The organism is Burkholderia ubonensis subsp. mesacidophila (genome assembly GCF_002097715.1).
Classification (GTDB): Bacteria; Pseudomonadota; Gammaproteobacteria; order Burkholderiales; family Burkholderiaceae; genus Burkholderia; species Burkholderia mesacidophila.
On record NZ_CP020738.1, the window covers coordinates 2,548,985 to 2,574,549 of the forward strand.

The following is a 25,565-nucleotide window of genomic DNA, read 5'->3' on the forward strand; positions in this document are numbered from 1 at the left end:
CCGGCTCCGATCCGGCCCACCGTTCCGGTCTCCGACCACCTGATTGCCCGATCGGCCGCACGCGTCGCCGACGCCCGATTCACCTTCGCCGCGCCCTCATGAAACAGAACCGCCGCCGCTGGCGCATCGCGCTGGCCAGTGTTGTCGTCGTCGCGATCGCCGGCGGCCTGTCGCTCCACTATCTCTCGCCCGACCGGCATCCGCGCTACCTGAGCGCGCCGGTCGCGCGCGGCGACCTCGAGAACGCGGTGCTGGCGACGGGCGCGCTGCAGGCGTTCCGGCAGGTCGACGTCGGCGCCCAGGTGTCGGGACAGCTGAAGACGCTGAAGGTCCGGCTCGGCGACAAGGTCGCGAAGGGGCAATGGCTCGCGGAAATCGATCCGGTCATCTCGCAGAACGCGCTGCGGCAGGCGCGCACCAGCGAGGAAAGCCTGCTCGCGCAGCAGCGCGCGACCGCCGCGCAGCTCAAGCAGACCGACCTCGCGTTCCGTCGCCAGCAGACGATGCTGCCCGACGATGCCACCTCCCGCGAGGCGTTCGAGTCCGCGCGCGCGGCGCTCGACGTACAGCGCGCGAACCTCGCGTCGCTCGACGCGCAGATCCGCGCGGCCCGCATCCAGATCGACACCGCGCAGGCCAATCTCGGCTACACGCGCATCGTCGCGCCGATGGACGGCGAAGTCGTCGCGATCGTCACGCAGGAAGGCCAGACCGTGATCGCGCAGCAGCAGGCGCCGGTGATCCTCAAGCTCGCCGATCTCGACACGATGACGGTCAAGGCGCAGGTCTCCGAAGCCGACGTGATCCGCGTCCAGCCCGGCCAGACCACGTATTTCACGATCCTCGGCGAACCGGACCGGCGCTACTACGGCAAGCTCCGCGCGATCGAGCCGGCGCCGCAGAATTTCCTCGAATCGCAGGCCGGGCTTGGCGGCGCGGCCGGCGGCGGCAGCTCGAAAACGAACGCCGCCGTGTTCTACAACGCGCTGTTCGAAGTGCCCAACCCCGGCCATCGGCTGCGCATCTCGATGACCGCGCAGGTCAACATCGTCCTCGGCGGCGCGCGCAACGCGCTCAGCATCCCAGCCGCCGCGCTCGGCGCGAAGGACAAGAACGGCACGTACGCGGTGCGCGTGCTGCACGCGGACGGCAAGACCGAGACGCGCACGATCCGCACCGGCATCAACAACAACGTGAAGGTCGAGGTGCTGGCTGGCCTGAAGGAAGGCGAGCAGGTCGTGATCGGCGACGCCGACGCCGACGCGCTCGCCGCGTCGGCGCCGGGAGCGTGACGATGTCGCGGCCGCTGCTGCAGCTGACCGACGTCACGCGGCGCTTCCCCGCCGGCGACCGGGACGTCGTGGTGCTGAAGAACGTCAGCCTGTCGATCGACGCCGGCGAGATCGTCGCGATCGTCGGCGCGTCGGGCTCCGGCAAGTCGACGCTGATGAACATTCTCGGCTGTCTCGACCATCCGAGCGCCGGCAGCTACACGGTCGGCGGACGCGAGACCCGAACCCTCGACGGCGACGAACTCGCGCAGCTGCGCCGCGAGCGCTTCGGCTTCATCTTCCAGCGCTATCACCTGCTGCCGCACCTGAGCGCGGTCGCCAACCTGGAGATGCCGGCGATCTACGCCGGCAGCGCGCCGGCGGAGCGCCGCGCACGCGCGCAGCGCCTGCTCGCGCGCCTCGGGCTCGCGGACCGCGAAGACCACCGGCCGAGCCAGCTGTCGGGCGGCCAGCAGCAACGCGTGAGCATCGCGCGGGCGCTGATGAACGGCGGCGAAGTGATCCTGGCCGACGAGCCGACCGGCGCGCTCGACTCGAAAAGCGGCGAGGAAGTCATCCGCATCCTGCGCGAGCTGAACGCGCTCGGCCACACGGTGATCATCGTCACGCACGACGAACACGTCGCCCGGCACGCGCGCCGCATCGTCGAGATCCGCGACGGCGAGATCGTCGCGGACCGGTCGAATCCGCACACCGTCGCAGCCGCCGACACGGCGGCGGAGCCGGATACCGCGTGGCACGCGACACCCGTGCTGCTCGCGCACGCCGGCGCCAACGCCGACCCGGCGCTCGCCGTCGCCGCCGCACGACCCGCGCAGCCCGCGCGCCGCCTGTCGGCCGGCGCCGGCCGTTTCGCGGAGGCATTCCGGATGGCGTGGCGCGCGCTCGTGTCGCACCGGCTGCGCACGGTGCTGACGATGCTCGGCATCATCATCGGCATCACGTCGGTCGTATCGATCGTCGCGATCGGCGAAGGCGCGAAGCGCTACATGCTCGACGAGATCGGCAGCATGGGCACGAACACCATCAACCTGTATCCGGGCCTCGACTGGGGCGACAGCCGCGCGGACGCGATCCAGACGCTCGTGCCCGCCGACGTCGCCGCGCTGGCCGAGCAGCCGTATGTCGACAGCGCGACGCCCGAAACGTCCCGCACGCAGTTGCTGCGCTATCGCAACGTCGACGTCAACGCGCTCGTCAGCGGCGTCGGGGAGCGGTTCTTCCAGGTGCGCGGGATGAAGCTGGCGCTGGGCGTCGCGTTCGGCGCGGACGAGGTGCGCCGCCAGGCGCAGGTCGCGGTGATCGACCAGAACACGCGGCGCAAGCTGTTCGGCGCGCGCCCGAATCCGCTCGGCGAAGTGATCCTGATCGGCAATCTGCCGTGCGTCGTGATCGGCGTCGTGGCCGACAAGAAAAGCGCGTTCGGCGACGTGAAGAGCCTGAACGCGTGGGTGCCGTACACGACCGCGAGCGGACGCCTGTTCGGCCAGCAGCATGTCGACAGCATCACCGTGCGCGTGCGCGCCGGCCAGCCGAGCCAGGCCGCCGAGCAGAGCCTGACGAAGCTGATCGCCCAGCGGCACGGGCGCAAGGACTTCTTCACGTACAACATGGACAGCGTCGTGAAGACGGTCGAGAAGACCGGCCGGTCGCTGACGCTGCTGCTGTCGCTGATCGCGGTCATTTCGCTGGTGGTCGGCGGGATCGGCGTGATGAACATCATGCTCGTGTCGGTCACCGAGCGCACCCGCGAGATCGGCATCCGGATGGCGGTCGGCGCGCGCCAGACCGACATCCTGCAGCAGTTCCTCGTCGAGGCCGTGCTGGTCTGCCTGCTGGGCGGCGCGGTCGGGATCGCGCTGTCGTTCGGCGTCGGCCTCCTGTTCTCGATGTTCGTCGACCAATGGAAGATGGTGTTCTCCGCCGGCGCGATCGCCACCGCGTTCCTGTGCTCGACGCTCACCGGCGTCGTGTTCGGCTTCATGCCGGCGCGCAACGCGTCGCGGCTCGATCCGATCGATGCGCTCGCGCGGGACTGACGAAACATGCCTATGACCCTGCCCCACCCGATCCGCCGCCTGGGCGCACTCGCCTGCGCCGCCGCGCTCGCCGCCGGCTGCGCGGCCACGCGCAACCAGCCGCTGCCCCCGGTCACGATGCCGGCCCACTGGGAATCGCCCGTGCCGCCAAGCGCGCCCAACGCGCCCGTGGACTGGTGGCGCAGCTTCAGCGACCCGGTGCTCGACCGCCTGATCGACGACGCGCTGCGCACCAACAACGACCTCGCGATCGCGGCGATCCGCGTGTACCGCGCGCGGCTGCAGGCCGGGCTCGCCGACACGAACCTGACGCCCGGCGTCACGCTCGGCGCGAACGGCAGCGTGTCGCGCACGCTCGATACGCACCAGATGAGCCGCGCGAGCGGCGTCACCGGCACGCTGAGCTACGAGCTCGATCTGTGGGGCCGGCTCGCCGCGCTGCGCGACGCCGCGCGCTGGGAAGCCGACGCGACCGAGGCCGACCGCGAAGCCGCGCGGCTGTCGCTGATCGGCACGACGGCCGCGCTGTACTGGCAGATCGGCTACCTGAACCGGCAGATCGCGCTCGGCGACGCGAACATCGCGTATGCGGCGCGCACGGTCGCGCTGGTGCGCTCGCGCCACGCGGCCGGCGCGACCTCCGGGCTCGATCTTGCGCAGGCCGAGCAGAGCCTCGCCGCGCAGCGGGCCGCGCAGACGCAGTTGCTCCAGCAGCGCACCGAAAACCGCCACGCGCTCGCGATCCTGTTCGACCGGCCGCCGCAGCAGAGCGCCGCCGAACCGCCGACGCTGCCCGACGGGCCGCTCCCGGCGGTCGCGGCCGGCCTGCCCGCGAACCTGCTCGGCCGGCGCCCGGACCTGCGTGCGGCGGAATTCCGGCTGCGCGAATCGCTGGCGAACGTCGACGCGACCCGCACGAGCTTCTATCCGACCTTCACGCTGACGGGCAACGTCGGCACGTCGAGCACGAGCCTCGAGCGCGTGCTCGCGAACCCGATCGGCACGCTCGGGCTCGGGCTCGCGCTGCCGTTCATCCAGTGGAACACGATGCAGCTGCAGATCAAGGTGTCGCAGACGCAGTACCAGGAAGCGGTCGTCGGTTTCCGCCAGCGGCTCTATTCGGCGCTGGCCGAGGTCGAGAACGCGCTGTCTGCGCGCGTGCAGCTCGAACGCGAGGCGGAACAGCGCACGCTGTCGCTCGCGCAGGCGCAGCGCGCGGAAACGCTCGCCGCCGCGCGGTTCGCCGCCGGCGCGACGGACGTGCAGCCGTGGCTCGACCAGCAGCAGCGGCTGCGTGACGCGCAGAGCGCCGAATCGCTGAACCGGCTGAACCGGCTCAACAACCAGATGACGCTGTATCGGGCGCTCGGCGGCGGCGCGTAGCAATCGGTTGCGGCGCGACGGCCACGCCGCCCGCAATCGTCATTCCGCGACCGCCGTGCGCCGCCGCGCCGGTGCGAACGCGACGACGCTCGCCGTCGCCAGCACCGCGACGCCCACCGCGCCATACACCATCACCCACCCGAACCCGTGCACGAGCGCCGCATGCAGCGCCGCGCCGGTCGGATCGGCTTGCGCCAGCGCCGGGGCCAGCGCGCGCCACCCTTCGGTGCGGCCGGCCGCGATCTCCTGCGCGAGCCCACGGAGCGCTGCATCGCCGACCGCGCCGCCGACGCTCGCCTTCAGGCCCGACACGATCCCCGCGACCAGCACGAAGCCCATCATCGCGATGTTCAGCGCGACCGAGATCATCCGCGCGCTCATGTCGATGCCGGACGCCATCCCGGCACGCGCGCTCGGCACCGCGCCCGTCGTCGTGTTGGTGACCGGCGTGTTCGTCAGGCCGAGCCCGAGGCCCGCGATCAGGCAGCCGGGCAGCATCGTCAGCCAGTCGGCGTGCGCGGCCGCGCTGCCGACCCGCATCAGCGCGAAGCCCGCCGCGATCGTGAAGAGCCCGCCCGGAATCACGACGCCCGGCCCGTAGCGCAGCGCGAGCCGCTCGCCGACCGGCGGCGCGACCAGCGTCGGCAGCGTGTACGCAAGCAGCGCGAGGCCGGCCGTCACGCTGTCGTAGCCGAGCGCGACCTGGAAGTAGATCGGCAGGTAGATCATGAACGGCCAGAAGCTGAAGTTCATCCCCATCGAGCCGAAGATCGCGCCCGTGAACGCGCGGATCCGGAACACCGAGAAATCGAACATCGGGCGCGCGCTGCGGCGCTCGGCGACCACGAAACACGCCAGCGCCAGCGCGGTCGCACCGAGCACCGCGAGCCCGGTCGCGCTGGTCAGGCCGATCTCGGCGCTCTGCGTGATGTAGAACGACAGGCCGAGCAGCGCGAGCGACAGCGTGACGATGCCCGCGACATCGAGCGTGCCCGCGTGCGGATCGCGCGACTCGCGCACCGCGCCGCCGATCAGCGCGAGCGCGACAGCCGCGAGCGGCGCATGCACGAGGAACACCCACGGCCAGCTCGCGACCGCGACGATCGCGCCGCCGACGATCGGCCCGAAGCCGAGCCCGATCCCGAACACGATCCCCCACACGCCGAACGCGCGGCCGCGCTCGCGGCCCTCGCGGAACTGGTGCGACAGCACCGCGATCTGGCAGGTCAGCATCGCGCCGCCGCTCGCGCCCTGCAGCAGCCGGCCCGCGACGAGCACCGGCACGTTCGGCGCGAACCCGCACAACAGCGACGTCGCGCCGAACAGCAGCGTGCCCGCGACATACACGCGCTTGCGGCCGAAACGGTCCGCGAGCGTGCCCGCCGCCATCAGCACCGTCGCGCAGGCGATCGTGTACGCGTTCATGATCCACTGCAGGCCGTTGAAGTCGCCGTGCAGCACGTCCTCGAGCGTCGGCAGGATCACCGGCACGCTCGAGATCTCGAGGCCGAACATCAGGGAAGTGAGGCAGACGGCCGCGAGTGCGACCGCATTTCGTCGGGTGTCGGATTGCGTCATGCGATGTCGCGTCGTTGCCCGGCGGCCGGACGGCGACGCCTCCAGGTTCGTGGCAGGCGTTCGCTGCGCGCGGCCTGCGGCGTCGCACGCGATGAACGGGAGTCGGTACTATAGTGAGAATTTCACTCCCCATTGAGGCATCCATTTCTCATGACTCGGGACCATCAGGAACCAATCGGCAACATCGCACCATGACCGACCGACTCGACGGCGTGACGACCTTCGTGCAGGTGGTCGAATCCGGCAGCTTCGCGCTCGCGGCGGAGCGGCTCGACATGACGCGCTCGGCGGTCGGCAAGGCGATCGCGCGGCTGGAGAAGCGGCTCGGTGCGCGGTTGCTGCAGCGGACCACGCGCAGCCAGAGCCTGACCGACGACGGCCAGGCGTACTACGACCGCTGCGTGCGCGCGCTCGCGGAGCTGGAAGCCGCGGAGGCCGACCTCGACTGCGGCCGCCACGAGCCGCGCGGGCGGCTGCGCGTGAGCGTGCCGCTCGCGTTCGGTCACCATTGCGTGACGCCCGTGCTGCTCGATCTCGCGCACGCGTATCCGCACCTGCGGATCGACGTGGCGATTTCCGACCGCTTCGTCGATCTCGTCGAGGAAGGCTTCGACCTCGCGGTGCGGATCGGCAAGCTGCCCGACAGCACGAGCCTCGCGGCGCGCCGGCTCGGCACGCAGCACGGCAGCCTCGGCGCGGCGCCGTCGTACCTGGCCCGCTTCGGCATGCCGACGACGCTCGACGCGCTGAAGGATCACCGGACGATCGCGTACTCGCGCGCGGGCGTGCCGCAGCCGTGGGACCTGCGCGCGCCGGACGGCACGCCGACGCGCATCGACTTGCGGCATCAGCTCAGCTTCGACGACGTGCAGGCGATCGCGGCGGCGGCGATATCGGGTTTCGGGATTGCGTGGCTGCCGAGCTGGCTGCTTGCGCACCACGTGCGCCGCGGCGAGCTGGCGGTCGTGATGGACCGGTGTTTCGTCGAGACCGGCGACGTCCACGCAGTCTGGCCGCAGACGCGCTACCTGCCGCGCAAGACGCGCTGCGCGATCGACGCGCTCGCCGCGGCGATTCCGTCGATGATCGGGGATTGAACGACGACGGGGCCGCGTTGCGCGGCCCCGTCGTCAATGCACGCAGCGCGGCGTGCATTCACGTCACGCGTTGCCCAGCTCGGCGAGCGGATGCGCGGCGAGCTTCCACGGCGACGTGAGGAAATGCCGCACGCGTTCGGCGCGCAGTTCGACGAGCGACGCCGGCGCCCAGCGCGGCTTGCGGTCCTTGTCGACGAGATGCGCGCGCACGCCTTCGCGGAAATCGCCCTCTTCGATCGAACGCGCGACGATGCCGAGCTCCATCCGGAGCGATTCGGCCAGCGTCATCTGGCGGCCGCGCAGCAGCGCCTCGCGCGTCACCGCGAGCATCGTCGGCGAATGGCCGAGCAGCGCGTCGAGCGTCGCCTGCAGCCACTGGCGATGCTCGCGCGACAGCTCTTCGCGCCCGAGTTCCTGCGTGAGCGTCGCGACGGTCCGCTCGACCGTCGAGCGCTTGTCGAAGTGGCGCACGATCCATGGCAGCTGGGTGTCGAGCGCCGCATGCGGCACGACGTTGCACGGCGGCTCGAACACCCGGCGCAGCGCGGCGAGCACGTCGCTGTCCCATTTGAGGTTCTCGATGCGCGTCTCGAACGTGTCGAGCCACGACGACGGCACGCACAGGTCCGCGAGCTTCGCGGCGAGTGCATCCGCGCCGGACAGCGTCGCGCCCGTCAGCCCCACGTACAGCTCCAGCTCGACCGGCATCCGCGCGAGGAAATGCGTCGCGCCGACGTCCGGCACGAAGCCGATGCGCGTCTCCGGCATCGCGATCTTGCTGCGCTCGGTCGCGACCCGCAGCGCCGCGCCCTGCGCCAGCCCCATGCCGCCGCCCATCGTGATGCCGTCCATCAGCGCGACGACCGGCTTCGGGAACGTATGGATCGCGTAGTCGAGCCGGTATTCGTCGACGAAGAACGGCAGCCACGCGTCGCACTGCGCGGCGCTCCTGTAAAGCGCGCGCACGTCGCCGCCCGCGCAGAAGCCCTTCTCGCCCGCGCCGCGCAGCACGACGGCAACGATCTGGTCGTCGGCGCGGCAACGCTCCAGCAGTGCCGCCAGCTCGCGCACCATCCCGTGCGACAGCGCGTTGAGCGCGGCCGGCCGGTTCAGCGTGATCAGCGCCACGCGGTTCAGCACGCGACACAGCACCTCGGGCGCCGCATCGGCAAACGCGTCATGCGTCGTGATCGGCGTGCTCATCGGTCTTGCTCTCCATCGGGGTGCCACTGCGGCGCGCGCTTGCCGAGAAACGCGGCCACGCCTTCGCGCGGGTCGTTCGTGTCGAACAGGTCGACGAAGCGCTCGCGCTCGACCGCGAGCGCCGCGCTGCGCGGCACGCCGCGTCTCGCGAGGCCGATCAGCTCCTTGCTGTACGCGACCGCGTGCGGGCTCTGCCGCACGACGTTGCGCGCCAGCGCGAGCGCCGCGTCGCGCGCGGCTCCCGTGTCGACCACGTCCTCGACGAGGCCGATCCGCAGCGCGGTCGCCGCGTCGACGCGCACGCCGGCCAGGATGATCTTCTTCGCCCAGCCTTCGCCGACGAGCCAGGGCAGCGTCTGCGTGCCGAGCCCGCACGGCAGCAGCCCGACCGACGGCTCGGGCAGCGCCATCTGCGCATGCGTCTCCGCGATGCGCAGGTCGCACGCGAGCGCGCATTCGAGCCCGCCGCCCATCGCATAGCCGTTGATCGCCGCGATCGTCACGAAGCGCGCGTCGGAGAGCGTCTCGAACGCCGAGCCGAAACGCGTGGCCATCGCGCGCGCGACCGCCGGGTCGCCGTCGGCGAACGTGTTGAGGTCCGCGCCCGCGCTGAAGAATTTCGGGCCGTCGCCGGTGATCACGAGCGCGCGCACGCGCGGGTTCGCGTCGAGCGCGCCGACGGTCTCCTGCAGCTGCCGCAGGCCGTCGGCGGTAAAGGCGTTCGCGGGCGGCCGCTTGAGCGTCGCCAACGCGATCGCGCCGTCGTCGACGAAGTCCAGTTCGATCATCACGCGTCCTTCTTCGGGGTCGGTTGGTAGAGGCGGATCACCGCCGAGAAATCGAGCTGCCCGTCGCCGCGGCTGCTCATCGTCTGGTACAGCTGCTGCGCGAGCGCGCCGAGATAGACGGGCTGGCGCACCTGCTTCGCCGCGTCGTTCGCGAGGCCGAGGTCCTTCAGCATCAGGTCGGTGCCGAAGCCGCCCGTGTAGCCGCGCGACGACGGCGCGGTGCCGATCACGCCCGGATACGGGTTGTACGTGTCCGAGCTCCAGCAGCGGCCCGTCGACGTGTTGACGATGCCCGCGAGCACCTTCGGGTCGATGCCGAGCGCGACGCCGAGCGACATCGCCTCCGACACGGCCGCCATCGAGATGCCGAGCACGAGGTTGTTGCAGACCTTCGCGACCTGCCCCATCCCGGTCGCGCCGCAATGGACGATGTTCTTGCCCATCCCCGCGAGCACGGGCTGCACGCGTTCGAAATCCGCGTCGCTGCCGCCGACCATGAAGGTCAGCGTGCCGGCCGCCGCGCCGCCGGTGCCGCCCGACACCGGCGCATCGACGAACGCGCCGCCGTGCTCGCGCACGAGCGCGCCGAACGCCTGCGCGCTCGCCGGGTCGATCGTGCTCGAATCGATCACGATCGCGCCCGCGCCGAGCCCGGCCAGCACGCCTTGCTCGCCGGTCAGCACCGAGCGCACGTGCGGCGCTGCCGGCAGCATCGTGATCACGATTTCCGCGCCGGCCGCCGCGTCGCGCGGCGAGCCGGCCGCCTGCGCGCCCGCGTCCTGCAGCGCGCGCAGCGCATCGGCGCTGAGGTCGAACACATGCACTTCATGGCCGGCCTTCAGCAGGTTCAGCGCCATCGGCGCGCCCATGTGGCCGAGGCCGATAAAACCGATCTTCATTTTTCAGCCCCTTGTTTAGTGCAGACGGATCGTCGTGTTCACCGGGCCGGCCGTCGTGTCGTCGTCGAACCAGCGCGCGGTGACCGTCTTCGTCTGCGTATAGAACTGCACGACCTGCTTGCCGTACGGGCCGAGGTCGCCGAGCTTCGAGCCGCGCGACCCGGTGAAGCTGAAGTACGGCACCGGCACCGGGATCGGGATGTTGATGCCGACCTGGCCGACGTCGATCTCGCTCTGGAACTTGCGCGCGGCCGCGCCGCTCTGCGTGAACAGCCCGACGCCGTTGCCGAACGGGTTCGCGTTGACGAGCGCGATCGCGTCGTCGAGCGATTCGGCTTCGAGCACGACGAGCACCGGGCCGAAGATCTCGTGCGTGTAGATCGACATGTCGGTCTTCACGCCGGAGAAGATCGTCGGGCCGACGAAGTTGCCGCTCTCGTAACCGGGCACCGTCACGCCGCGGCCGTCGAGCTCGAGCTTCGCGCCCTCCTTCACACCCGCTTCGATCAGCGACAGGATGCGTTCCTTCGCGGTCTTCGACACGACCGGGCCGACGTCGGTGCCGGCCTCGGCTCCTGCGTTGACCTTCAGCAGCTTCGCCTTCTCGATGAGATCGGGCAGCCAGTCGCGCGCCTCGCCGACCAGCACCGCGACCGACGTCGCCATGCAGCGCTGCCCCGCCGCGCCGAACCCGGCGCCGACGAGCGCGTTGATCGTCTGTTCGCGGTTCGCGTCGGGCAGCACCACCGCGTGGTTCTTCGCGCCCATCATCGCCTGCACGCGCTTGCCGTTCGCGCTGCCGAGCTGGTACACGTGCGTGCCGACCGCGGTCGAGCCGACGAACGAGATCGCTTTCACGAGCGGATGCGTGCAGATCGCGTCGACGACCTCCTTGCCGCCGTGCACCACGTTCAGCACGCCCTTCGGCACGCCGGCCTCGATCGCGAGCTCGACGAGCTGCATCGTCGACAGCGGGTCCTGCTCCGACGGCTTCAGCACGAACGTGTTGCCGCACACGATCGCCATCGGGAACATCCACAGCGGAATCATCGCGGGGAAGTTGAACGGCGTGATGCCCGCGCACACGCCGAGCGGCTGGCGCAGCGTGTAGGTGTCGACGCCGCCCGCAACGTTCTCCGCGAATTCGCCGAGCTGCAGCGTGCCGACCGAGCACGCGTGCTCGACCACTTCGAGGCCGCGGAAGATGTCGCCTTCCGCGTCCGGCAGCGTCTTGCCCTGCTCGGCGGTCAGCGTCTTCGCGATCCGCTGCTGGTTCGCGCGCACGAGATCCTGGAACTTCAGCATGATGCGCATGCGCGCGGCGATCGGCGTGTTCTTCCACGACGCGAACGCCGCCTGCGCGGCCTGCACGGCCGCGTCGACTTCGGCGACGGTCGCGAACGGCACGCGCGCAAGCACGTCCTGCGTGGCCGGATTGATGATGGCGCGCCACTCGTGCGTCTTCGATTCGACGAATTCGCCGTCGATCAACAGCTTGACCGTCGGCACGTCTTGCCCCGCCTGGGGCGTCGGATTCGCATTCATCGTTTGACTCTCCTTGGGAGTGCCGCCGCGCGACGTCGCGCACAGGCGGCCGGTTCGATGCATCGGCGGGCAGCGCGACTCGCGCGGCCCGCGCTCAGGTCATTTCAGTTCGGCAGCAAAATCCTCTTCCCAGTACTCGCCGGGCATCCGCGCGCTCGTGTCGTCGCCGCGCTCGATCTCGCGGCGGCGCAGCTCGACGCGGCGGATCTTGCCGGAGATCGTCTTCGGCAATTCCGCGAACTGCAGGCGGCGGATGCGCTTGTACGGCGCGAGCTTCTCCCGCGAGAAGCGGAAGATCTCGAGCGCCAGCGCCGGGCTTTCCTCGTAGCCCTGGCGCAGCGCGATGAAGGTCTTCGGCACCGCGAGCCGCAGCGGGTCCGGGCTCGGCACGACCGCCGCCTCCGCGATCGCCGGATGCTCGATCAGCACGCTCTCCAGCTCGAACGGGCTCAGCCGGTAGTCGGACGACTTGAACACGTCGTCCGCGCGGCCGATGTAGACGAAGTAGCCGTCGTCGCGGCGCATCGCGATGTCGGACGTGCGGTAGTGGCCGTCGCGCATCGCATGCGCGGTCGCGTCGGGGTTGTTCGCGTAGCCCGTCATCAGGCCGACCGGGCGCTCGACGCCCGCGCCGACCGGCAGCGCGACCTCGCCTTCGCTCACCGGCGCGCCGTCCGGGTCGAGCAGTTCGATCCGGTAGCCGGGCATCGGGCGGCCCATCGAACCGGCGACGACCGGCTGGCCCGGCGAGTTGCCGATCAGGCAGGTGGTCTCGGTCTGGCCGTAGCCGTCGCGGATCGTGATGCCCCACGCCTTCTTCACGCGCTCGATGATTTCCGGGTTCAGCGGCTCGCCCGCGCCGACGATCTCGCGCAGCTTCACGTCGAACGACGCGAGCGGCTGCTGCACGAGCATGCGCCAGACGGTCGGCGGCGCGCACAGCGTCGTCACCTGGTGCTTGACGAGCGCGTCGAGCACGACCTTCGGCTCGAAGCGCGCGTAGTTGAACGCGAACACGCACGCCTGCGCGTTCCACGGCGCGTAGAAGCAGCTCCACGCGTGCTTCGCCCAGCCGGGCGAGCTGATGTTCCAGTGGATGTCGCCCGGCTGCAGGCCGACCCAGTACATCGTCGACAGGCTGCCGACCGGGTACGTGCGGTGCGTGTGCTCGACGAGCTTCGGCTTCGACGTCGTGCCCGACGTGAAATACAGCAGCATCGGATCGCTCGCGTGCGTGAGCCCGTCCGGCTCGAACGCGGCCGGCGCCGCGTAGCCGTCGTTCATCGCGAGCCAGCCGTCGCGCGGCGCGCCGGCGACGATCCGCTGCGCGAGGCCGAGGTCAGGCTGCTCGAATTTCGCGGTTTCGTTCTCGTCGACGATCGCGTATTTCGCGCCGCCGATCTGCACGCGGTCGCGCACGTCGTCGGCGGACAGTTGCGTGGTCGCGGGCAGCACGACCGCGCCGAGCTTCATCGCGGCGAGCATCGCGTCCCACAATTCGACGCGGTTCGGCAGCATCAGCAGGATCCGGTCGCCGCGCACGACGCCGATGCCGCGCAGCCAGTTCGCGATCCGCGACGACCGCTCGGACATCTGCGCGAACGAATACGGGTCGCCATTGCCCGTCGCCGCGTCGACGATCCACAGCGCGGGCTGGTCGTTGCCGTGCGACATCACGTCGAAATAATCGAGCGCCCAGTTGAAATGGTCGAGCGTCGGCCACTGGAAATCGCGGTACGCGGTTTCGTAGTCGGTGCGATGGCGCAGCAGAAAGTCGCGTGCGTTCAGGAAAGCCTGTGCCGTCATCGAATTGTCTCCATCCAGGTTGCGCAGCGCGGCGGGCTCGAGGCCCCCGCGCTCCGCGATGCCCCGGCCGTTTTTCGGTCTCTGGGGCTGGCTGCTGTCACCAGGCAACCGGCGCGACATCAAAGCTGCCGCGCGATCACCATCCGTTGCACTTCGCTGGTTCCCTCGTAGATCTGCGTGATGCGCGCGTCGCGGTAATGACGCTCGACTTCGTAATCGGCGAGATAGCCGTATCCGCCGTGAATCTGGATCGCGTCCGAACACACGCGCTCGGCCATCTCCGACGCGAACAGCTTCGCCTGCGACGCCTCCGACAGGCACGGCAGCCCGGCCGTGCGCAGCTTCGCCGCGTGATGCACGAGCAGGCGCGCGGCGTTGATCTGCGTCGCCATGTCAGCGAGCTTCTGCTGGATCGCCTGGTGCTCGGCGAGCGGCTTGCCGAACTGCACGCGCTCGCCCGCATAGCGGCGCGCCTTGTCGAACGCGGCGCGCGCGATGCCGAGCGCCTGCGCGGCGATGCCGATGCGGCCGCCTTCGAGGTTCGACAGCGCGATCTTCAGCCCTTCGCCGCGCGCGCCGAGCAGGTTCTCCTCGGGAATCGCGCAGTTCTCGAACGTGATCGGGCAGGTGTCCGACGCGCGGATGCCCATCTTCTTCTCCGGCTTGCCGACGATGAAGCCCGGCGTGTCGGTCGGCACCAGGAACGCGGAGATGCCGCGCTTGCCGGCGTCCGGATCGGTGACGGCAAACACGATCGCGATGCCCGCGCGCTGGCCGTTGGTCACGAACTGCTTCGCGCCGTTCAGCACCCACTTGCCGTCGCGCAGCTCCGCGCGGGTGCGCAGGTTGTGCGCCTCGGAGCCGGCCTGCGGCTCCGTCAGGCAGAATGCGCCGATCGTGCGGCCGGCCGCCATGTCGGCGAGCCAGCGCTCCTTCTGCGCAGGCGTGCCGAAGCCCAGGATCGGCCCGCAGCCGACCGAGTTGTGCACGCTCATCATCGTCGCGCACGCGGCGTCGCCCGCGGCGATTTCCTCCATCGCGAGCGCATACGCGACGTAATCCGTATACGCGCCGCCCAGCTCCTGCGGCACGATCATCCCGAGCAGGCCCAGCTCGCCGAGCTGCGCGACGACCGCGTCCGGCAGGTGTGCGTCGCGGTCCCACTGCGCGGCGTTCGGCGCCAGCACCTCGGTGGCAAAAGCGCGCGCCGCGTCGCGGATCATCCGCTGGTCTTCGGTGTAAAGCTCGTCCATGGCGCTGCCGTCTCCCGGCGGCCGGCGAAGCGCGGCCGCGATGTGTTTTCGATGAATCAAGTGTAGGCAACCGTGCACGACTGTTCGATGCTCGCACCGCTCATTTACACTGAGCGTTTTTGCCATAGCGGCGCCGTCGATGAAGCAAGAAGAAAAGGGAACCATCGCGATCAGTCTCGTCGCGTACAGCGTCGCGCTCGCGACACGGCGCGGCGTCGCGGCCGAGCCGCTGCTCGCGCAGGCCGGCATCCCGCCCGCGCTGCTCGAGCAGCCGCGCGCGCGGGTGTCCGCGCAGCAGTACGGCGCGTTGTGGAACGCGATCGCGCGCACGCTCGACGACGAGTTCTTCGGCCAGGACCGCCACCCGATGCGCAGCGGCAGCTTCATCGCGATGAGCCAGGCGGCGCTGTCGGCGCGCGACGGCCTGCACGCGATGGCGCGCGCGGTGAACTTCATGCACTGCGTGCTCGACGACCTGCACGCGGAGCTCGACGCGAACCCGCAGCGCGTGCGGCTGCGCTTCGTGCACCGCAACAACGGCGCGACGCCCGCGATGTTCACGTACGCGACCTATTTCATCATCGTCTACGGGCTCACCTGCTGGCTGATCGGCCGGCGCATCCCGCTGCTCGCCGCGTGCTTCCGCTGCGACACGCCGCCCGCCGAGCACGAATACCCGTCGATGTTCTGCGACGACATGCGCTTCAACGAGCCCGATTCGTATGTCGATTTCGATCCCGAATTCGCGACGCTGCCGGTCGTGCAGACCGCGAAGACGCTGAAGACCTTCCTGCGCAACGCGCCGGCCAGCTTCATCGTCAAGTACCGCAACCCGAACGCGCTCGCGCAGCGCGTGCGCGCGGTGCTGCGCGGGATGCCGCCCGCCGCGTGGCCCGGCGCGGCCGGGATGGCCGTGCGGCTGCACGTGGCCGAGGCGACGCTGCGCCGCAAGCTGCACCAGGAAGGCCACGCGTACCAGTCGATCAAGGACGCGCTGCGGCGCGATCTCGCGTTCGAGGCGCTCGCCGATCCGGCGCGCACGATCGCCGACGTCGCCGCGGCGGCCGGCTTCGCCGAGCCGAGCGCGTTCTACCGCGCGTTCCGCAAGTGGAGCGGGCGCAGCCCGGCCGAGTTTCGCGACGAGGCGCTGGCGCGCGGGGGCGACGCGCGCTGATTTCGTGGCGCCCGGCTAGGGGCGCCCGGCTAGGGGCGCCCGGCTAGGGGCGCCCGGCCAGGGGTGCGCGGCCAGGGGCATACGGCGTGCGCCACTCCGGCCCCGCCATCGCGCTTTCCGCAGAAACCGCCTACTCTTTAAACATCGGGCCAGCGCCCTTCCTGCGGGCCGGACAGCGTGCAACCGCGCGCCGCCCGGACGCCCCGATGCGCTTTCAACGCCATTGGCATCTGCCGACGCACGACGCGTCGGGCCGACATGCCCACCACCCGCTGTCGACGCGGGTCGCGCGCGCCGCGCTGTTTGCGGCGCTGCTCGTCGTCTGTGCGATCGCCGCGGCGCCGCGTGCCGCGAACGCGCCCGCGCCCGCGGCCCGTCCGCCCATCATCGTGATCCCGGTCAACGGCGCGATCGGGCCGGCCAGCGCCGATTTCATCATCCGCTCGCTCGAGCGCGCGGCGAAGGAGCGCGCGCCGCTCGCGATCCTGCAGCTCGACACGCCGGGCGGCCTCGATTCGTCGATGCGGGTGATCATCAAGGCGATCCTCGGCTCGCCGGTGCCGGTCGCCGCGTTCGTCGCGCCGAGCGGCGCGCGCGCGGCGAGCGCGGGCACCTACATCGTGTACGCGAGCCACGTCGCGGCGATGGCGCCGGGCACCAACCTCGGCGCGGCGTCGCCGGTCCAGTTCGGCATCGGCGGCGCGCCCGGGGGCGCCCCGCCGTCGCCGACCGGCGGAGCATCGCCCACGTCGCCCACGTCGCCCGCATCGGGCGCGTCCGGCACGCTGCCGAGCGACACGCAATCGACCGAGGCCCGCAAGGTGATGCACGATTCGGCCGCCTACATCCGCGGCCTCGCGCAGCTGCGCGGCCGTAATGCCGATTGGGCGGAGCGCGCGGTGCGCGAAGCGGTCAGCCTGTCGGCGAACGAGGCGCATGCGCAGCACGTCGTCGACGTGATCGCGCTGGACCCGGCCGACCTCGCGCGCCAGGTCGACGGCCACACCGTGACGACATCCGCCGGCGCGCAGCATCTCGCCACCGCGCACGCGCCGCTCGTCGTCGTCGAGCCCGACTGGCGCAGCCATTTCCTGTCGATCATCACCGATCCGAACGTCGCGCTGATCCTGCTGACGCTCGGCATCTACGGGCTGTTCTTCGAATTCGCGAACCCGGGATTCGTGCTGCCGGGCCTCGTCGGCACGATCTGCCTGCTGATCGGCCTGTTCGCGATGCAGTTGCTGCCGATCAGCTACGCGGGCCTCGGCCTCGTGCTGCTGGGCCTCGCGTGCCTCGTCGCCGAGGCGTTCCTGCCGACCTTCGGCGTGCTCGGCTTCGGCGGCATCGCATCGTTCACGATCGGCGCGCTGATGCTGATCGACACCGACGTGCCCGGCTACGGGATTCCGTGGCCGCTGATCGCGAGCCTCGGGCTCACCGGCGGGCTGCTGGTGGCCGGCGTGTCGAGCCTCGCGCTGCGCGCGCGGCGCCGGCCGGTCGTCACCGGCGCCGAGGCGATGGTCGGCAGCATCGGCGAAGTGCTCGACGACGGCCTCGTGCCCGACCAGCCGCAAACGGCCGCCGGCCCCGCGCCGTCCGCCGCCGGCTGGGCGCTGGTGCGCGGCGAGCGCTGGCGGGTCGCGTGCAGCGCGCCGCTCGCCGCGGGCTGCCGGGTGCGCGTCACGGGCCGCCAGGGGCTGATGCTGACGGTCGCCCCGCTTTACGACAAGCCGCCGCCCGCGCTCGCCCGAGAACAACGCAAAGGAGAACAACAATGATTGGCTATACGTTCGGCTTCAGCAGCCTTCTGATCGTCTTCGGCGTGCTGCTCGTCGCGTCGTCGATCCGCATCTTCCGCGAATACGAGCGCGGCGTCGTGTTCATGCTCGGCCGCTTCTGGAAAGTGAAGGGGCCGGGGCTCGTGCTGATCATCCCGATCGTCCAGCAGGTGGTGCGCATCGACCTGCGCACCGTCGTGTTCGACGTGCCCGCGCAGGACGTGATCACGCGCGACAACGTGTCGGTGAAGGTGAACGCGGTCGTGTATTTCCGCGTCGTCGATCCGGAGAAGGCCGTGATCCAGGTCGCGCGCTTCTTCGACGCGACCAGCCAGCTCGCGCAGACGACGCTGCGTTCAGTGCTCGGCAAACATGAGCTGGACGCGCTGCTCGCCGAGCGCGAGCAGCTCAATGCCGACATCCAGAAGACGCTCGACGCGCAGACCGACGCGTGGGGCATCAAGGTATCGACGGTCGAGATCAAGCACGTCGACCTGAACGAGACGATGGTGCGCGCGATCGCGCGGCAGGCGGAGGCCGAGCGCGAACGGCGCGCGAAGGTGATCCACGCGGAAGGCGAGCTGCAGGCGTCCGAAAAGCTGCTGCAGGCCGCGCAGCGGCTCGCGCTGCAGCCGCAGGCGATGCAGCTGCGCTACCTGCAGACGCTGACGACGATCGCGGCCGACAAGAACTCGACGATCGTGTTTCCGCTGCCGGTCGACCTGCTGACCGCGGTGCTCGACCGGTTCGGGCCGTCGCGAGAGCGTTGAGGGAGCGACGCACCGCAACCGCAGCGCAGCCACCGGGCGCGGGCGGCGGTCGAAGGCCGCACGCCCGCTCCGGCCGCCTCGCTGCGCGAACGGCCGTTACGCCAGCAGCCTGCGCTCCGTCTTGCCGTACTTGATCGACTTCTCGTCCGGGATCATCAGGCCCGTGTGCTCGTCGCGGCCCTGCAGGATGAAGCGCGCGTCCGGATTGCCGATCTGCGCGGCCGCGAGCTTGCTGTCCGCGCCGATCTCGCCTTTCTTCATCCGGTTGACGATCACGCCGACCGCCGTGTCCTTGAAGTCGCGCAGCATCCACGCGTCGCCGTCGCTGTCGCCCGCCACCAGCACCGGGCCGTAGCCCTTCTTCGCTTCCAGCACGTTGCGAATGCCGACGGTCTTGCCCGGGCCGTAGTTGAAGTGCCAGCCGTCCGGGTAGTGGCTGACGTAGCGGGCGTCCTTCATGTCGAGACGCAGGCCGATCACGTTCTCCGGCGGCACGCCGTAACCGTAGTTCGGGTTGCCGGCGAACACGCGCACGACGTCGTCGAGCGACGCGGTGCTCACGTACACGTCGATGCCGTTCGCGCGCAGCGTGTGCATCAGCCCGCGGATTTCCTCGTGAATGCGGATGCCGTGAAAATGCGTGTCGGCGACGACGCCTGCCTTGCCCGGCAGCGTCTTCGGACTTTCATACTTCACCTTGCGCAGCGCGTCGCCGATGCCGTGGTCGTTCGACGCTTGCGCCATCGCCTGCAGTTCGGCGGTCGTCATGTTCCGGTAGAAATAGATGATCCACTTGTAGCCGATCTCGAGCGGATGCGTGTCGCAGATCGCGTCGTACATGAAGTACAGCTTCGCGCGGAAATCCTTGAACTGGTCGGTCTCGCGAATCTCGTCGAGACTCTTGTCGCCGCCGAATCCCTTGTAGTTCGCGTACAGCCAGCGATAGTCGGCCTCGACATCTGCGGCGAGATCCTCCATCGTCACCGGCTTGCCGTCCACCGTCGTGTAGTCCTTCGCGAACGCGCCCTTCGGCACGTCCTTCCACATCACGTCGACGAACTCGTCCGGCGTCAGCTTGTACTGAAGCTGGTTGATCTGGTACATCAGCAACGCCTCTTCGCAGTCGTTCATGATGCACGTGTTGTCCCAGTCGAACACCGCATACGGGCGCCGCTTCGCGTCGTAGCCCGGGCTCGCCGCGCCATGCCGATCGAGCACCGCCTGCAGGCGCGCGGCGTTGAACGGCGACCAGCGGCCCGGGTCCAGCGCGGCCGGCGCGGCCGCGTTCTTCGCGTCGGTCGTGCCGGCCTTGAGCACGAGCGACGTCGCGGCGGCTGCCGCGGCAAAGGTATTCAGGAAGGTGCGGCGCTGCATGGTCTCTCTCCTTGGAATTGACGATTCGACTTCGGTCGCTACCCTGCTCGACACGCGGCGCGCATCGCGGTGCACCGGCGGTTCATCCGCCCGGTCGAGCCGGGGCGGCTTCGGAACGGTGGCGAATGATCTGGCGAAAATATTGCGGCAATTTGACAGCGTCTCGTCACGATGCGACAGGGAGTTGATCCGCCGCGACATGCCGAATCGTTCGGGGCGGCGCTCGAGCGCCCAACCCCGCGTGCAAAGGTTGATTTGACGAACCTGTCCGCCGACGACATTTTTAGTATCCTCAAGGAGGTCAGCAACTCGTCGGATCAATCATGTCGAAACATGCTCGAATCATTACGTTCGCCACGGCATTGGTTCTGGCCGCGCCATTGACTGCCTGGTCGACACCCGCGTGTTGCGAGACGGCAGAGGTTCATATCGACGATCAGTCCGCCGCCCAGTCGCTGATCCAGACCGTCACGCGGGAAATCCAGGAGGAAATGCGGACCCGCGCGATCGCGCCGGGCGACACCGCGCGAATCGTGGAGATCGTCAATCGCAACATCCTGCCGTACACGGATCTGCGCCGCACGACCCAACTGGCGATGGGCCAGTCCTGGAAAAAGACGACGCCCGCGCAGAAAGACGCGATCCAGAAACAGTTCGAGCAACTGTTGATCCACACCTATTCGGGCGCGCTCGGGCTCGTGACGCCGAACCTCGAGTTCCGCTATCCGCCGTCCCACGGCCCGGCCGATGCGACCGACACCGTCGTCAAGACGATTGCCGTCTACAACGGCGAACCCGTCGAAATCAACTACCGCCTCTACCGTTCGCCGATGGGCTGGCGCGTGTACGACCTGAACGTGATGGGCGTGTGGCTGGTGCAGATCTACCGGCATCAGTTCAACGAAGTCATCCAGCAGAAGGGCGTCGACGGGCTGATCCAGGCGCTTGCCGAGCAGAACAAGCGGCTCTCCGTCTCGCCGCGCACGTGGCAGTGACGCAGCGCCGATTTCGCTGACAGCCACCGATGCAGTTCGGACAAGGCCCCGGCGACGGGCGCCTCGTCCGCTGCGCGTCGGGTCGTGAACCTCTCTCCTGCCGGTCAATCGACCGGCGCTTGTTCCTGACTTCCCCTTCGCCGCCGGAAGCCGCTCCCGCCCGTTTCAATGCGTCGGGCGGGCCGTGGCGCTAGAGCGTCCCCTCCAATTCCCCGCTCCATTGGGAGAAATCCTCATCTGCAGGGGCTGGCGCGTCCGGCGGAACCGTCTATTATGCTTACATTGTTCAATGGCACATTTAAAGCTGACTGAATAACCCGGCGGCGGCGGCGGCACCCGGCGGGCGTGTTCGGGATCAGCGACGACAAGCCTGTACGAAACCGGAGACGCCACGATGACCGACCATCCCCTGCCGGAAGTCCACCTCGACGAACTGCCGCAGTTCCGCGCGGTCCAGCAGCTCGCGTACCGCTGCGTGGAAACCGTCGGCGGCCTGCTCTACCCCGGCATCACCGAGAAGGAAGCCGCGCGCCTGCTCGCCGAATGGCTGCAGGACCACGGCGTGCGCGACTGGCTGCACAAGCCGTTCGCGTGGTTCGGCGAGCGCACCGCGTTCGAGGGCTTCTCGGGCCTCAAGCACATGGGCGGCTTCAATCTCGCGTTCTTCCCGAGCAATCGCCAGCTCGAAACCGACATGCCGGTGATCCTCGACGTCGCGCCGGTGCTCGACGGCATCGTCGCCGACGTCGGCTATGCGCATTGCCTCGGCGAGAACCCGATCCTCGAGCAGTTGCAAGACGACCTGATGGACCACCGCGAGCTGATCGTGCGGCTCGTCAAGGCGCGCCGGCCGATGGCCGAAGTCGCACAGGAAGTCGACGCGCTGTGCCGCCGCCAGGGCGTCGAGCCGCGCCACAAGGCCTATCCGTTCAAGGTGCTCGCGCATCGCGTCGCGAAGATCCACAAGCTGTCGAAGCCGCGCTTCGTCGCGCGCTTCGGGCTGAACGCGACCCGCAACCTGCTGCTCGACCAGGGCCGCGCCGCGAAACAGCAGGGCTGGTCGCCGCTGTGGTCGATCGACCGCCGCTCCGAGCATGCGCCGGTGCCGGGCCTGTGGGCGGTCGAGCCGCACCTGGGCTTCGCGGGCGTCGGCGCGAAATTCGAGGAACTGCTCGTGATCACCGACGACGATGCGTACTGGCTCAACGACGACCTGCCGCACGTGCGCCGCTGGCAGCGCCGCCAGGCCGAGCACGCGGTCGCGGCCTGACGCCCCACCCTTTTCCGAACCTGAGCGGACCCACGATGCAGCCACTTTCCGACGAAGCGCCGCTGGCCCTGTTCGATTCCGTCTTCACCGAAACCGCCGTCGCGTCGGGTGACCTGACGCTCGCGGTCCGGACCTGGGGCGATCCGGCCCGCACACCGGTCGTGCTGGTGCACGGCTATCCGGACAACAGCAGCGTCTGGCAGGACGTCGCGCCGCTGCTCGTGCGCCAGCATTACGTGATCGCCTACGACGTGCGCGGCGCGGGGCTGTCGGGCGCGCCCCGGCGCACCGCCGACTACCGGCTCGCGAAGCTGACCGGCGATTTCACGGCGGTCATCGACACGCTCTGCCCCTGCCGCCCCGTCCACCTGATCGCGCACGACTGGGGCTCGATCCAGGGCTGGGAATTCGTCACCGAGCCGCGGCTCGCGGGCCGCATCGCGTCGTACACGTCGTGCTCGGGCCCGTGCCTCGACCACGTCGGTTTCTGGCTGCGCGAACGCCTGCTGCGTCCGACGCCCGCATCGCTCGGCAAGCTCGGCGGCCAGCTCGTGCGTTCGTGGTACGTGTACCTGTTTCACCTGCCGTTCATTCCGGAGTTGAGCTGGCGGCTGTGGCTCGGCCGCGCATGGCCGGGCCTGTTGCGCCGCGTCGAGAAGACGCGCGTCGCGCCGCGCGCGACGCAGGCCGACGACGGCGCGCGCGGCGTGCGGCTCTATCGCGCGAACTTCCTCCGCCGCCTGTTCACGCCGCGCGAGCGCCATGCGCATGCGCCGGTGCAGACGATCGTGCCGCTCGGCGACAAGTACGTGAGCCCCGCGCTGTCCGAAAACCTGTCGCGCTGGGTGCCGCAGTACTACCGTCGCGAAGTCGCCGCCGGACACTGGCTGCCGCTCGCCGATCCCGCGCGCTTCGCGGGCCTCGCGCAGCAGCTGATCGATGCGGTCGAGCGCGGCGAAGAACCGCCCGCGCTCGCCAACGCTCGGCGCCGCGCGACGAGCGGACGCTTCAGCGGCAAGGTCGCGGTCGTCACCGGCGCGGGCAGCGGGATCGGCCGCTGCGCGGCGCTGGCGTTTGCGCGCGAAGGCGCGACGATCGTCGCGGTCGACATCGACACGGCAAGCGCCGAGCGCACTGCCCTGCTGGTCCGGCTGATCGGCGCGCAGGCCCATGCGAAACGCGTCGACGTCGGCTCCGCCGACGAGATGGAAGCGCTCGCCGGCTGGGTCGGCAGCGCGCTCGGCGGCGCGGACGTCGTGATCAACAACGCCGGCATCGGCTTGGCGGGCGGCATCCTCGACACGAGCGCCGCGCACTGGGCGCGGATCCTGCACGTGAACCTGTGGGGCGTGATCCATGGCTCGCGGCTGTTCGCGCAGCAGATGGCCGCGCGCGGCACCGGCGGCCACATCGTCAACACCGCGTCGGCGGCCGCTTTCGGGCCGTCGCGCGACCTGCCCGCGTATGCGACGACCAAGGCCGCGGTGCTGATGCTCAGCGAATGCATGCGAGCGGAACTCGCGGAGCAAGGCATCGGCGTGACGGCCGTGTGCCCGGGCTTCGCGGAAACCGGAATCATGGCGTCGACGCAATACGCGGGCGCCGATGCGCAGGACGAAGCGCGATTGCGCAAGCGCGCGACGAAGCTCTACCAGATGCGCGGCCTGAAACCCGAAACCGTCGCGCAGGCGATGGTCGACGGCGTGCTGCGCAACCGGCCGGTCGTCGCGGTCGGCGCCGAGGCGCACGCGCTGCGCTTCGTCGGCCGCTTCATGCCATGGCTCGGCCGGATGATCGCCCGCGTCAGCATGGCATCGCATTGACGGCGCAACTACGCAACAACAACGCCGCACAGGGAGACACACATGACCACTACCGCCGAATACCACAAGATCAAGGCCCGCCACGTGAAGTTCGACTTCAGCGACACGCCGGTCACGTGGGTGCCGAACGATCCGGGCAGCACGCACATCATCAACACGCTGAACCTGCTGTTTCCGGAAGGCGAGCTGTGGTTCTGCCGCGTGTACAACAAGGCGTTGCCGCTCATCGCCGACGCGCGGCTGCGCGACGAGGCCGAAGGCTTCCTGCGGCAGGAGGCCGTGCATTCGCGCTCGCACGGCGGCGTGCTCAAGCACTATTACGACCGCCACGGGATCGACACGAAGCCGTTCACGCAGAAGCTCAACCGGCTGTTCACGCGCGTGCTCGGCGAAGCGCCGCTCGGGCTGAAGATCGGCCATACGCGGTTCTGGCTGCGCCAGCAGCTCGCGGTGATCGCGTCGCTCGAGCACTTCTTCGGCTATCTCGGCAACTGGGTGCTCAACGCGCACGGGCTCGACGAAGGCCACGCCGATCCGACGATGGTCGACCTGCTGCGCTGGCACGGCGCGGAGGAAGTCGAGCACCGCACCGTCGCGTTCGACATCTACCGCCACCTGGGCGGCACGTATCCGGAGCGCTGCGTGCACATGGCGTTCGTGATCGTGCTGCTGCTCTACTACATCACGACGGGCGCGAAGTTCATGTACCGGCGCGACCCGGGCGCGGGCCGCTATCCGGGTTTCGCGCGGGCGTGGTGGCAGGGCTCGCGGCGCGGGCATCTGCCGTCGTTCTGGAAGGTGATCGGCGCGGCGCTGCGCTACTTCAAGCCGAGCTACACGCCGCACCACGAAGGGTCGACCGAGCAGGCGCTCGCCTATCTCGCGCGCTCGCCGGCCGCGCAGGCGGCCGCGCACGGCGGCAACTGGGGGGCGACGAAGGGCGCGTGACGCGCGGCGGCGCGTGCGGCCCGCGCCGAAATGCGTACAATCGCGGCTTCATTTCCCTGGAGGTGCCGCGATGGCCATGAAAAAAACCGATCTCGAGAAAAACAAGGCGCTCAAGCTGACGCACGCGATGAAGCAATCCGGCTCCGCGCGTTTCGGCAAGGGCAGCGAAACGGCGGCGCCGCTCGACCGCCGCGCGCAGCGCAAGCTCGACCAGGAACAAGGGCTCGTGCCGTTCGCGTGCAAGCTCAACGCGGAACTCGTCGAGCAGCTGAAGGCGCGCGCGGCGACGCATCCGGACGGCATGACCGGCCTGCTGTCCGAACTGCTCGTCAACGGGCTCGCGCAGCGCGACGCGTGACCCGCACGTATCTCGAAATTTTCGTTGACAACACGACGGCTGCGCGACAAACTCGTTCGCATGCCTACGTTCAAGCTCATCGCCATTGCGATTAATCGCCGAGTGAATGCCCATGCGGGCGAATCACCGGGGGCGCTTGTGCGTTAGCATCCAGAGCAGCACTGCATGTCACAAGGCCTCACCGGAAACGGA

At 69.7% G+C, this 25,565-nt stretch carries 20 protein-coding genes; 12 read left to right on the forward strand and 8 right to left on the reverse strand.

The window, feature by feature from the left end; translation table 11 throughout:
- Window positions 1–98: 98 nt before the first annotated feature.
- The 3 genes from B7P44_RS28940 to B7P44_RS28950 are packed head-to-tail and all read left to right on the forward strand — an operon-like array spanning window position 99 to window position 4,714.
- On the forward strand, window positions 99–1,292 hold the full coding sequence (locus B7P44_RS28940; protein WP_084909293.1) for an efflux RND transporter periplasmic adaptor subunit: 1,194 nt from the start codon (window positions 99–101) through the stop codon (window positions 1,290–1,292).
- Window positions 1,293–1,294: 2 nt separating this feature from the next.
- Window positions 1,295–3,331, forward strand: a complete 2,037-nt coding sequence (locus B7P44_RS28945; RefSeq protein WP_084909294.1) for a MacB family efflux pump subunit — start codon at window positions 1,295–1,297, stop codon at window positions 3,329–3,331.
- A gap of 12 nt (window positions 3,332–3,343) precedes the next feature.
- The gene (locus B7P44_RS28950; RefSeq protein ID WP_084909295.1) at window positions 3,344–4,714 is read left to right on the forward strand and encodes an efflux transporter outer membrane subunit; all 1,371 of its coding nucleotides are present in this window, start codon (window positions 3,344–3,346) and stop codon (window positions 4,712–4,714) included.
- A 39-nt stretch (window positions 4,715–4,753) separates the two neighbouring features.
- Here B7P44_RS28950 and B7P44_RS28955 read toward each other — a convergent pair whose 3' ends face one another.
- Entirely contained in the window at window positions 4,754–6,292 is a 1,539-nt protein-coding gene (locus B7P44_RS28955; protein ID WP_084909296.1) for an MFS transporter, read from the reverse strand.
- 191 nt (window positions 6,293–6,483) lie between these two features.
- Here B7P44_RS28955 and B7P44_RS28960 point away from each other — a divergent pair, with 191 nt between their 5' ends.
- Entirely contained in the window at window positions 6,484–7,389 is a 906-nt protein-coding gene (locus B7P44_RS28960) for a LysR family transcriptional regulator (RefSeq protein ID WP_084909297.1), read from the forward strand.
- Between the two features lie 63 nt (window positions 7,390–7,452).
- Here B7P44_RS28960 and B7P44_RS28965 read toward each other — a convergent pair whose 3' ends face one another.
- The 6 genes from B7P44_RS28965 to B7P44_RS28990 all read right to left on the reverse strand — a co-directional run bounded on the left by B7P44_RS28965 (window position 7,453) and on the right by B7P44_RS28990 (window position 14,883).
- Window positions 7,453–8,592, reverse strand: a complete 1,140-nt coding sequence (locus tag B7P44_RS28965) for an enoyl-CoA hydratase/isomerase family protein (protein WP_084909298.1) — start codon at window positions 8,590–8,592, stop codon at window positions 7,453–7,455.
- A complete protein-coding gene (locus B7P44_RS28970) occupies window positions 8,589–9,380 on the reverse strand; it encodes an enoyl-CoA hydratase (protein ID WP_084909299.1) in 792 nt (263 codons plus the stop codon). Before B7P44_RS28970 ends, B7P44_RS28965 begins: the two co-directional genes overlap by 4 nt.
- The gene (gene mmsB, locus B7P44_RS28975; protein ID WP_084909300.1) at window positions 9,380–10,279 is read right to left on the reverse strand and encodes a 3-hydroxyisobutyrate dehydrogenase; all 900 of its coding nucleotides are present in this window, start codon (window positions 10,277–10,279) and stop codon (window positions 9,380–9,382) included. The genes B7P44_RS28970 and mmsB overlap by 1 nt, the downstream gene beginning before the upstream one ends.
- Window positions 10,280–10,294: 15 nt before the next feature.
- The gene (locus tag B7P44_RS28980) at window positions 10,295–11,824 is read right to left on the reverse strand and encodes a CoA-acylating methylmalonate-semialdehyde dehydrogenase (RefSeq protein ID WP_084909301.1); all 1,530 of its coding nucleotides are present in this window, start codon (window positions 11,822–11,824) and stop codon (window positions 10,295–10,297) included.
- 99 nt (window positions 11,825–11,923) lie between these two features.
- The gene (locus B7P44_RS28985; RefSeq protein WP_084910086.1) at window positions 11,924–13,630 is read right to left on the reverse strand and encodes an AMP-binding protein; all 1,707 of its coding nucleotides are present in this window, start codon (window positions 13,628–13,630) and stop codon (window positions 11,924–11,926) included.
- Between the two features lie 119 nt (window positions 13,631–13,749).
- The gene (locus B7P44_RS28990; RefSeq protein ID WP_084909302.1) at window positions 13,750–14,883 is read right to left on the reverse strand and encodes an acyl-CoA dehydrogenase family protein; all 1,134 of its coding nucleotides are present in this window, start codon (window positions 14,881–14,883) and stop codon (window positions 13,750–13,752) included.
- A 139-nt stretch (window positions 14,884–15,022) separates the two neighbouring features.
- Here B7P44_RS28990 and B7P44_RS28995 point away from each other — a divergent pair, with 139 nt between their 5' ends.
- From B7P44_RS28995 to B7P44_RS29005, 3 genes are all read left to right on the forward strand, one after another.
- Window positions 15,023–16,057 (forward strand): AraC family transcriptional regulator, encoded by a 1,035-nt coding sequence (locus tag B7P44_RS28995; protein ID WP_084909303.1) that lies wholly within the window; start codon window positions 15,023–15,025, stop codon window positions 16,055–16,057.
- 206 nt (window positions 16,058–16,263) lie between these two features.
- Window positions 16,264–17,835: an NfeD family protein gene (locus B7P44_RS29000; protein WP_084909304.1), complete on the forward strand. Its 1,572-nt coding sequence runs from the start codon at window positions 16,264–16,266 to the stop codon at window positions 17,833–17,835.
- Complete coding sequence (locus B7P44_RS29005; protein WP_084909305.1) at window positions 17,832–18,605, forward strand: slipin family protein; 774 nt, start codon at window positions 17,832–17,834, stop codon at window positions 18,603–18,605. Before B7P44_RS29000 ends, B7P44_RS29005 begins: the two co-directional genes overlap by 4 nt.
- 96 nt (window positions 18,606–18,701) lie before the next feature.
- Here B7P44_RS29005 and B7P44_RS29010 read toward each other — a convergent pair whose 3' ends face one another.
- Window positions 18,702–19,979 (reverse strand): HAD family hydrolase, encoded by a 1,278-nt coding sequence (locus B7P44_RS29010; protein WP_084909306.1) that lies wholly within the window; start codon window positions 19,977–19,979, stop codon window positions 18,702–18,704.
- A 323-nt stretch (window positions 19,980–20,302) separates the two neighbouring features.
- Between B7P44_RS29010 and B7P44_RS29015 the strand changes: the two genes are divergently transcribed.
- The 5 genes from B7P44_RS29015 to B7P44_RS29035 all read left to right on the forward strand — a co-directional run bounded on the left by B7P44_RS29015 (window position 20,303) and on the right by B7P44_RS29035 (window position 25,373).
- A complete protein-coding gene (locus B7P44_RS29015; RefSeq protein WP_084909307.1) occupies window positions 20,303–20,974 on the forward strand; it encodes an MlaC/ttg2D family ABC transporter substrate-binding protein in 672 nt (223 codons plus the stop codon).
- A 394-nt stretch (window positions 20,975–21,368) separates the two neighbouring features.
- Window positions 21,369–22,244 carry a M24 family metallopeptidase gene (locus B7P44_RS29020; protein WP_084909308.1) on the forward strand — a complete coding sequence of 292 codons (876 nt, stop codon included), beginning with the start codon at window positions 21,369–21,371 and terminating at the stop codon, window positions 22,242–22,244.
- A gap of 35 nt (window positions 22,245–22,279) precedes the next feature.
- Entirely contained in the window at window positions 22,280–24,067 is a 1,788-nt protein-coding gene (locus tag B7P44_RS29025; RefSeq protein ID WP_084909309.1) for an SDR family oxidoreductase, read from the forward strand.
- A 42-nt stretch (window positions 24,068–24,109) separates the two neighbouring features.
- Window positions 24,110–25,015, forward strand: coding sequence for a metal-dependent hydrolase (locus B7P44_RS29030; RefSeq protein ID WP_084909310.1), 906 nt, complete (start codon window positions 24,110–24,112; stop codon window positions 25,013–25,015).
- A 70-nt stretch (window positions 25,016–25,085) separates the two neighbouring features.
- A complete protein-coding gene (locus B7P44_RS29035; protein WP_084909311.1) occupies window positions 25,086–25,373 on the forward strand; it encodes a hypothetical protein in 288 nt (95 codons plus the stop codon).
- The last annotated feature ends 192 nt before the right edge of the window (window positions 25,374–25,565 follow it).